Annotated in this window: 9 protein-coding genes and 2 tRNA genes; 3 read left to right on the top strand and 8 right to left on the bottom strand. The window is 45.4% G+C overall.

Going from position 1 to position 8,549, the window contains the following annotated elements; all coding sequences use genetic code 11:
- Nucleotides 1-63: 63 nt before the first annotated feature.
- From K6G33_RS08630 to K6G33_RS08660, 7 genes are all read right to left on the bottom strand, one after another.
- Nucleotides 64-140 (bottom strand) — tRNA-Asp (locus K6G33_RS08630).
- 4 nt (nucleotides 141-144) lie between these two features.
- A tRNA-Val gene (locus K6G33_RS08635) sits at nucleotides 145-220 on the bottom strand.
- Nucleotides 221-520: 300 nt separating this feature from the next.
- The gene (locus tag K6G33_RS08640) at nucleotides 521-1,393 is read right to left on the bottom strand and encodes a CPBP family intramembrane glutamic endopeptidase (RefSeq protein ID WP_296778379.1); all 873 of its coding nucleotides are present in this window, start codon (nucleotides 1,391-1,393) and stop codon (nucleotides 521-523) included.
- Nucleotides 1,383-2,123, bottom strand: a complete 741-nt coding sequence (locus tag K6G33_RS08645) for an ABC-2 transporter permease (protein ID WP_296778382.1) — start codon at nucleotides 2,121-2,123, stop codon at nucleotides 1,383-1,385. Before K6G33_RS08645 ends, K6G33_RS08640 begins: the two co-directional genes overlap by 11 nt.
- Nucleotides 2,123-2,893 (bottom strand): ABC-2 transporter permease, encoded by a 771-nt coding sequence (locus K6G33_RS08650; protein ID WP_296778384.1) that lies wholly within the window; start codon nucleotides 2,891-2,893, stop codon nucleotides 2,123-2,125. The genes K6G33_RS08645 and K6G33_RS08650 overlap by 1 nt, the downstream gene beginning before the upstream one ends.
- Nucleotides 2,894-3,772 carry an ABC transporter ATP-binding protein gene (locus K6G33_RS08655; protein WP_296778387.1) on the bottom strand — a complete coding sequence of 293 codons (879 nt, stop codon included), beginning with the start codon at nucleotides 3,770-3,772 and terminating at the stop codon, nucleotides 2,894-2,896.
- On the bottom strand, nucleotides 3,759-4,148 hold the full coding sequence (locus K6G33_RS08660; protein ID WP_296778388.1) for a GntR family transcriptional regulator: 390 nt from the start codon (nucleotides 4,146-4,148) through the stop codon (nucleotides 3,759-3,761). Before K6G33_RS08660 ends, K6G33_RS08655 begins: the two co-directional genes overlap by 14 nt.
- Before the next feature lie 294 nt (nucleotides 4,149-4,442).
- Here K6G33_RS08660 and rsmD point away from each other — a divergent pair, with 294 nt between their 5' ends.
- The 3 genes from rsmD to K6G33_RS08675 are packed head-to-tail and all read left to right on the top strand — an operon-like array spanning nucleotide 4,443 to nucleotide 5,985.
- Entirely contained in the window at nucleotides 4,443-4,997 is a 555-nt protein-coding gene (rsmD, locus tag K6G33_RS08665) for a 16S rRNA (guanine(966)-N(2))-methyltransferase RsmD (protein WP_296778391.1), read from the top strand.
- Nucleotides 4,997-5,488, top strand: a complete 492-nt coding sequence (gene coaD, locus K6G33_RS08670) for a pantetheine-phosphate adenylyltransferase (protein ID WP_173449897.1) — start codon at nucleotides 4,997-4,999, stop codon at nucleotides 5,486-5,488. The genes rsmD and coaD overlap by 1 nt, the downstream gene beginning before the upstream one ends.
- Before the next feature lie 5 nt (nucleotides 5,489-5,493).
- Nucleotides 5,494-5,985, top strand: coding sequence for a vacuolar-type H+-ATPase subunit H (locus K6G33_RS08675; protein ID WP_296778394.1), 492 nt, complete (start codon nucleotides 5,494-5,496; stop codon nucleotides 5,983-5,985).
- Between the two features lie 291 nt (nucleotides 5,986-6,276).
- Here K6G33_RS08675 and recG read toward each other — a convergent pair whose 3' ends face one another.
- The gene (gene recG / locus K6G33_RS08680; protein ID WP_296778397.1) at nucleotides 6,277-8,313 is read right to left on the bottom strand and encodes an ATP-dependent DNA helicase RecG; all 2,037 of its coding nucleotides are present in this window, start codon (nucleotides 8,311-8,313) and stop codon (nucleotides 6,277-6,279) included.
- Nucleotides 8,314-8,549: the final 236 nt, after the last annotated feature.

Raw genomic sequence — 8,549 nt, forward strand, 5'->3', positions numbered from 1 at the left:
ATCGAACCAACGACACGGGGATTTTCAGTCCCCTGCTCTACCGACTGAGCTACAGAAGCGTGTTGGCGACCCCGAACAGACTCGAACTGTCGACCTCCTGCGTGACAGGCAGGCGTTCTAACCAACTGAACTACGAGGCCAATGTGGTGGGGACTACATGGCTCGAACCTGTGACCCTCTGCTTGTAAGGCAGATGCTCTCCCAGCTGAGCTAAACCCCCACATCGCATTCCTTTTTATTCTGTCGTTTGAAGTGTTTCTCCCTGACGACGATAATAATTATATCACGCTTTAAGAGATTTGTCAAGCGTTTTTTGAAAAAAAATTCAGATTTTTTTAAAAAAGTCTGGAAAAGGCTATTTTTCGGGCAAAAAAAATTCAAAAAAATATGAAGCTGCTCTTAAAAACCAGACTTTTTTTGAAAAATCCCAGAATTTTTTGCTGATAGCTTTCAGCTGTCAGCCATTAGCTTATGGTGTCCGCAAAAACAAAAGGCGGACAAAAAAGTCCGCCCCAAGATCTTAATTATGACCTACAAGTTCTTTTTTCTTTTTACATAAGAGTATCATTGCAGCAGTTCCGCACACAATAATCATCGGGAACACTGAAATAATATCCCTCCAGTACTCATTCGTTCTCAGCTCAAACGGTTCGCCGTCCGAATTATAAACAAACAGCATAAGGTTAGGTGTAAGAACGGTATCAGCGAGCATATGGCACAGTGCCGCAGGATATACCGAATTCGTGCGCTTTGTGAGCCATGTAAGTATAGCAGACCAGAATATGCACATAACTATCATAGCAATGAATCCGCCGTAAGGGAAAAAGTCGTAATCTCTGCCGAAGTCATAGCCGTAAGCAAGGAAAGGCCCGTGCCAGAGCGCCCATATCACGCCCGTAACAACTATCGCAGCAGGCGTGGGCATAAGCTCCTCCAGCTTGGGAGTGAGGTAAGCTCTCCAGCCGAATTCCTCTCCGAAGCCGTGGATAGCAAGTGCAAAGCCGCTTGTTATCGAAAGTAATAACGAAGAAATCGCCGGAACTCCGTCATTAGCTATCATGCTTTCGGACAAGCTGCCGTTTTTTACGACAAATAAATGTAATATCAGTCCGCTCACAAACGGGAGAACTACAGGATATATTACAGCTGCCGCGTAATATTTTCCGCTGTCTCTTTTTCCGAAGCCGAGGTATGCATCGCGGAAGCCCTCTTTCGTCACTATTCTCGTGATGAAAACAGCTATTGCAGGATAGAGCATCAGCGTATTTCCTGCAAAAGTACTTGTAAGTCCGCCTTTTTTGTCCGAGAACACAAAGCCGAGTATGTACACGGGCACATACGCCAATATAAGATATAATACTATACGGAGGAGAGTTTTCTTCTTATTTTGCATAATGCTCAACTCCTTTCAGATACCACTTAACAGCAAGTCTGTATGAAAGATAATATATCGGAAGTATTGCAACAGCGCCGATACTGAACCACAGCATTATCTTTTTAGTTTTTTCGGGATCACCGAAAATCTTGAAAAGCTTTTCCCAGAAATTAGACATATCCGAAAATTCCGATGTATCGCCGAAAAGTGCATAGATAAATAATATAAGAGATATCACGCCAATAAGGAGTATTTTTACGTCTTTGCCCGTTTTGCTGCCAAAACGCGTCATGAGCGGATACTCCACCGCTCTCATAAGGAGCTGTACATAGAAGAAAAGCACATATATTACAGAAAAATCATGTACCTCCATATCGCTTTCCATTGCCAGACCGTTGCACAGAACAAGCACGGTCACTGTAAGCATCGAGAAGATCATTGTAAGCAGATACTTTGCGCCCATTTGTCCTTTTACGCCTGTAGGAGTCGATGTGACGAAATACGCCCACTTCTTGCGTTCACCTTCTTTGAAAAGCGAATCCTCAAAAGCTCCGCCTATCAAAAATGCGATAAATGCACCAAGTCCCAGCATAAGATAATCAAGTCCCGTACCTGAATCATCTAAAATATCATCTTTCGTTGTAAGCATTACTATCACTATCATAACGGGATAAGCGATCACAACAGGAAAAAATCCCAGAAGCTTTTTCCAGTTCAGTTTAAGTTCATTGTAAAGAAGCCCCGTCATCAGTAACGCCTCCTTTTCATTTCTTTTATAGCCCAGAAATAACACAGAACTACTGCCGCAGCTGCCAGAACAGGCAATATCCATACTGCAATATCGCGGTACGGCATAATATACGAATAAGCAACTTTTTTCATTGCCGCATCGCCGTCCATATTTGGATAGAGCCTCTTTGCTTCGGCAGTGCAGAGCTTTACAAATCTGTATGTTCCATAGCCGAACGCAGCCATAAAAGGTGTTGCTATCGGCATTATAACAGCTGCTGATTTTCCCTGCGTCTTGAATCTGAGCATCATGGGGATATCCGCCATACAAAACATACCATAGCCCAAAAGCAGAATAAGTGTGTTCTTGAAATGACTCATACTAAGCGGCTTTCCCGCAGCTATCGAGAATATTGCATCTGCCAGTACAGCAAGCATGAATCCAAATAAAATGAGTATGCCGCGATAAACAAACTTTGATGTTATTATCTTCTTTTCATCAGCAGGCAGAGTATAGGAATAAAGCTGCCAGTGCGATTTATAATCCTTTTCGATTATATCATTATGACCGTATGTAACACCTATTATAGCTATAAATCCTGCATAAATGTACATCGACGAATATAAATATTCACACATCTCGTCCGCTTCGGGATCTTTAGCAAGATTTCCTGCATATGTACTTATCATGACCAGCGAAAGCATAAAAACAAACAGCACATATACCAGAAGCATCAAAAAAACAGACTTGCGGCTGAGATAAAATTCACGATAGATAAGCCCTTTCATTCATCTCCACTCCTTTTTGCCGCGGTTTACATAGTAAAGCATGATATCCTCAAGAGTTGCATTGTCTATGACCGCGCCCGAGTATTTTCGGCTGCAAGCCGCCTTGTCTGAAACCATTACTTCTGCACCAAAATCATTAATACGCGCACTTACAATGTCCTCGGGAGCTATTTCCTTATAGTCGTCCTTTGTACATTTGAGTATGCCGTGACTGTCAAGGATATCGTCCTTGTAGCCGCTTATGAGCAGCTTTCCCTTATCTATAAAGGTAACGCTGTCGGCTACTTTATCGAGGTCTGAGGTTATGTGCGAGGACATAAGGATAGAGTGATCCTCATTCTGCAAATATTCAAGGAATATGTCAAGTATCTCGTTTCTTACAACAGGGTCGAGACCTGTTGTAGCTTCGTCCATAATGAGAAGCTTTGCATTGTGAGAAAGTGCGGAAGCTATCTGGAGCTTCATTTTCATGCCCTTCGAGAATTCGCCGAACTTCTTCTTCCTCGGCAGTGCAAAGCGGTCAAGATAGCCGAAAAACGTATCCGTGCTCCACTCCTCGTAGATCTCACGGAGTATCTTGTCGATAGCGATAGCGTTGAGTCTGTCGTCGAAAGGCAGCTCGTCAAATACAGCCGCCATATTCTTCTTAGCTTCGTACTCGTCCTTTTCGTGGTCGAGCCCGAACAAGCGTATCTCTCCCTCGTCCTTCTTTACAATATTAAGTATTGCGTTTATGGTAGTAGTCTTGCCTGCACCGTTCTGACCGATAAAGCCCATAATGCTGCCCTTTGGCACACTGAAACTGACTTTATCGAGGGTAAAACCGTCATATTTCTTGGTCAGACCTTTAATTTCAATAGCATTTTCATAATCCTTCATTTTCTGCCCCTCCATAAATAAGTTCAAGCATCTCTTTAAGTTCATCGAGACTGAGCTCGCATTGTCTCGCCTTTTCGCAGACCTGCGTCAGGAGAGCTTCTGTCTGTCGGAGATACTCCTCTCGCAGGAGCTCGGTATTCTGTCCCTTGACAAAGCTGCCCTTGCCCGTATACGACTCGATGAAGCCGTCACGCTCTAAGTCCTCATAGGCGCGTTTCGTAGTGATAACGCTTATGCGGAGCTGCTGTGCGAGAGTACGCATAGAAGGCAGAGCGTCCCCTGCTTTCAGCGTACCGTTGAGGATAAGTCCCTTTATCTGAGAAGATATCTGAGAATAAATAGGCTCACCCGATGAGTTACTGATAATAATATCCATAGTCCACCTCATAATGTATATATACGTTATATACATTATATCATTTATATACACGCTTGTCAATAGCTGTATCGAAATAGCCAAAAAAAGTTCATATTTCCGCATCAAATCACTATTTACAGTATATATAATCGACAAAGCGGAGAAAGTTTTTTTAGTCAAATTCACCTATTTTTATGAAACAATATAGACAATTCACGAAAAATAATATATAATAAAGAATAAATAAATCGGTAACCGTATACCGTAAATGCGGAAACCGCAGTATCACTCTGCGGCTTCGGAGCACTTAACATGAGAGTTATTACAGGCATTGCAAGAGGCCGTAAACTTGTTGCGCCGGAAGGCCTTGAAACAAGACCTACTGCCGACAAGGTCAAGGAAGGCATCTTTTCAGCTGTTCAGTTTGAGCTTTCAGAAGCTCGCGTCCTCGACCTTTTTGCAGGAAGCGGTCAGATGGGTATCGAAGCCCTCAGCCGCGGCGCTGCTCATGCAGTATTTATCGACAGCTCGCTCCGCTCCATAAGGTGCGTGAACGAGAATCTGCGGAATACAGGATTTGAACGTGTGTCTGAGGTCATAAACCGCGACAGCTACGATTATATAAAGCTGACCGCCCAGACCTTCGATATCATCATTCTTGATCCGCCTTACCACCACAACCATATTGACAATATCCTCCCCTTTGCGGCAAAAAAACTCCGCAGCGGAGGTATGATAATATGTGAATACGAAAAGGAAGCAGCCGAACCGACTGCTCCCGAAGGTCTGATATTGAGAAAAACTTACCACTACGGCAAGATCAATGTCTCGATCTTTTACCGTCCCGCTGAGGAGGTGGCTGAATAATGCGAAGGATCGCCGTTTGTCCGGGCAGCTTTGACCCTGTCACCCTCGGACATCTCGACATTATTACAAGAGCATCAAAGCTGTTTGATAAGGTCATCGTTCTTATATCCAGAAACGCAGGCAAAGCACAGCCCAGCTTTACAGCTACCGAGCGTATGCTCATGATAGAACAGGTCACTCACAATCTCGATAACGTGGTGATAGACATACTCGACGGACTCCTTGCGGATTACGTGAGAAATGTGGGCGCTGTAGCTATAGTAAAGGGTCTTCGCGCTGTCAGCGACTTTGAATATGAATTCCAGATGGCTCTTGCCAACAAGAAGCTGTACGCAGGCGCTGAAACGGTCTTCCTGACAACAGCTACAGAGAATATGTACCTCAGTTCAAGCTTAGTAAAGCAGATAGCATACTTCGGCGGTGATATAAGCCATTTTGTTCCCGAAATGATACTTGACGATATAAAACAAAGACTAATTAAGGAGAGGTAATTACTATGAGCATTGATGAGATTTTAGAAGAAATGGACGAACTTCTCGATAAAGCGTCCACAGTCCCTTTTGTATCCCATAAGAAAGTTATCGACGGAGAGCGCATGAGAGAGCTTATCAATGACGTTCGTCTCAATATGCCTCACGAGCTCAAGGAAGCTAAGAAGATCGAGTTCGACTGTCAGCGCATACTCAACGAAGCAAAGCTCAACGCAGAATCTATTATCCGCAAGGCTGAGGAAAGAGCTGCACAGATAGTATCAAGAGAAGCTATCGTAACAGAGGCTAAGAAGAAGGCTCTGGATATGCTCACAAAGGCACAGACTGCTGCAAAGAATCTCCAGCAGAACGCTACTGCATCAGTTGCAAAGATGCTCAACGATACAGAGAATTACTATTCAAGAAATCTCCAGAGCATCAAGGCCGTAAAAGCAAAGCTCAACACAACAGCTGCGGCAGGTCTGAACATGACAGACAAGAAAAACGGCTTACAGTAAACAAAAGCGGTTCTCCTCAAATAGTAAAGTTATTAGAAAATAACCGCCCTATTCGGAACTGGGGCGGTTATTTCCTTTTATCGTTGAGCTTGATAATTTCTATTACAACTATAAGTAAAGTTAGCAATTCCATTATTTCCATCTCAACCACCTCGTCCCCGAGGAAAGATTGAACCGCCTGCCGCTATACACAGCACCCTATGATATCATAGGGTGCTGTTTTTGTCAATATTATGTAGTTTGCGGGGATAGATGAACAGGCGGATAATATCAGCCCCTGCACGGCTGAGATCAGCCGATAATGTCTTTGCTGAAAAGACGCATTATATCCATTTTCAGTGCTCGGTTCGCAGGCTTTTCCAGCATCGGATCATCTGCAAGAAGCTCCTTCGCACAGGTCTGAGCACGGTTCATAAGCTCCATATTGCAGGCGATATCCGCTATTTTAAGCGGCGGCAGTCCATGCTGGGCATTACCAAAAAAGTCTCCGGGGCCTCGCATTTTCAGGTCTTCCTCAGATATCTTGAAGCCGTCCGACGTGGAGGACATTATCTTCATACGCTTAACGCAGTCCTCGGTGGTGTTGTCGGTTATGAGTATACAGCTGCTCTCGAAGCTTCCCCTGCCCACTCGTCCGCGGAGCTGATGAAGCTGAGAAAGTCCGAAGCGCTCGGCATTTTCAATTACCATAACTGCCGCGTTCGGCACATCGACTCCTACCTCAACGACCGTTGTGCAGATAAGCACCTGTATCTCGCCGCTGCGGAATTTCTGCATGGTCTTGTCCTTTTCCGCAGCCCTCATCTTTCCGTGGAGAAGTGCCGTGGTATAGCCTTTGAGGTCACCGCTGGCAGCATTTTCCGCATAGGTCTTTACCGCGAAAAGCTCGCTTTCGCTCTCCTCGATCATGGGACATACCACATACGCCTGCCGACCCTCGTCAAGGCGCTCTCGCACAAAGCCGAAAGCTCTGCTGCGCAGCTTTCCCGTGACCGCGTAGGTCTTTACGGGCTTTCTGCCTTTCGGGAGCTGAGTTATCGCGGATATATCAAGGTCTCCGTAGATTATCAGAGCAAGTGTGCGCGGTATAGGAGTTGCCGACATTACCAGCTTGTGCGGAGCATCGCCCTTTTCGGCAAGAGCTGCTCGCTGAGCAACGCCGAAACGGTGCTGTTCGTCGGTTATGACAAGTCCCAGCGACTTATAGTCCACGTCCTTCTGTATTATGGCGTGAGTTCCGACGACCACATCTATCTCCCCTGCGGCTATCTGTTCACGGACAGCCGCTTTTTTCTTCGCGGTCATAGAACCTGTCAGCAGGCAGACCTTAACGCCAAATGGCTCAAGGAAACTGCTGAGGGTACGGAAATGCTGAGAAGCAAGTATCTCGGTAGGTGCCATAAGAGCTGACTGTACTCCATTTTTTGCCGCAAAAAAGCAAGCCGCAGCAGCCACAGCAGTCTTTCCGCTTCCCACATCACCTTGCAGAAGTCTGTTCATGGGCACATTTCGGCAAAGGTCGGAAGTTATCTCCCCCACAGCCTTTTTCTGGTCGTCGGTGAGTTCAAAGGGCAGTCCCTCGGTGAACTCGCCCACATTGACGGCGCTGTTCATCTTGAAAGCGGTATTCCTGCGGCTTCTTGACTTCATGGCCATCATACCTATCTGCAATTTCAGAAGCTCGTCAAAGGCAAGGCGCTTCCTTGCAGTCTCCGCAGCAAGCTCACTTTCGGGAAAGTGTATATTCTCCAGCGCCCACATGAGCGGACACAGCTGATACTTCTGCAAAACAGCGTCAGAGAGAGTCTCGAAGGGTTCTCTGCGCATTATTTCCAGTGCCTGACGCATATTTGCACGTACCATATTCACGGAAAGCCCCTGTGTCAGGTGGTAAATAGGCTGTATGAGCACCTGCTCATCTGCGCTGATATACACAGGCGAGCTTATCTCCTTGCGCAGGAAATTCCCTGCCACTTTGCCGTACATATAGTAAGTTCCGCCCTCTTTCAGAGCCTGAAAATAATAGACATTATTATATACGACGATAAGGATATCGTCCATGCCGTCGGTAGCCGCCGCCTTGCATATGACAAGTCCGCCCTTTATGCGCTGAGGAGGCATCTTATGCGTTACGGTCAGCTTCAGAACGTTGTACTCGCCGAGCACAGCCTGCTGTATCGGCACATGGGTGCGGAAATCGAGATAATCGCGGGGAATATGATATATAAGCTCATAGGGCGAATTTATGCCGAGCTTGCGGTATTTCTCCCCGCGAGCCTTTCCAACGCCCTTTAAATATTCTATTTCACTGAAAAGAGTAGTTGGCATATTCTTCTCCTTAGTTCGGTAACTGTTTTACAATCATATGATACCACAGTTTGCCCCGATAATCAATAGCAAACAGCCGTTTCAGCTCATTTTATATGTTGGTTTGTCAATGATGCGAGACAAATTAAATCAAAAAACTTGACCGTATTCGAGGAAAGCTTTGATGTAATCAGAAGGAGATTTCCAGTTAAGCGGACGCATAGGGAAATTATTGTATTTTCTGCTGTGAACAGCTA

The organism is Ruminococcus sp. (genome assembly GCF_024691275.1).
GTDB lineage: Bacteria > Bacillota > Clostridia > Oscillospirales > Ruminococcaceae > Ruminococcus.

What these genes read in the sequence shown, in the direction of transcription:
- K6G33_RS08640 (WP_296778379.1), bottom strand. Translation starts at nt 1,393, where the DNA reads ATGCAAAATAAGAAGAAAACTCTCCTCCGTATAGTATTATATCTTATA.
- K6G33_RS08645 (WP_296778382.1), bottom strand. Translation starts at nt 2,123, where the DNA reads ATGACGGGGCTTCTTTACAATGAACTTAAACTGAACTGGAAAAAGCTT.
- K6G33_RS08650 (WP_296778384.1), bottom strand. Translation starts at nt 2,893, where the DNA reads ATGAAAGGGCTTATCTATCGTGAATTTTATCTCAGCCGCAAGTCTGTT.
- K6G33_RS08655 (WP_296778387.1), bottom strand. Translation starts at nt 3,772, where the DNA reads ATGAAGGATTATGAAAATGCTATTGAAATTAAAGGTCTGACCAAGAAA.
- K6G33_RS08660 (WP_296778388.1), bottom strand. Translation starts at nt 4,148, where the DNA reads ATGGATATTATTATCAGTAACTCATCGGGTGAGCCTATTTATTCTCAG.
- rsmD (WP_296778391.1), top strand. Translation starts at nt 4,443, where the DNA reads ATGAGAGTTATTACAGGCATTGCAAGAGGCCGTAAACTTGTTGCGCCG.
- coaD (WP_173449897.1), top strand. Translation starts at nt 4,997, where the DNA reads ATGCGAAGGATCGCCGTTTGTCCGGGCAGCTTTGACCCTGTCACCCTC.
- K6G33_RS08675 (WP_296778394.1), top strand. Translation starts at nt 5,494, where the DNA reads ATGAGCATTGATGAGATTTTAGAAGAAATGGACGAACTTCTCGATAAA.
- recG (WP_296778397.1), bottom strand. Translation starts at nt 8,313, where the DNA reads ATGCCAACTACTCTTTTCAGTGAAATAGAATATTTAAAGGGCGTTGGA.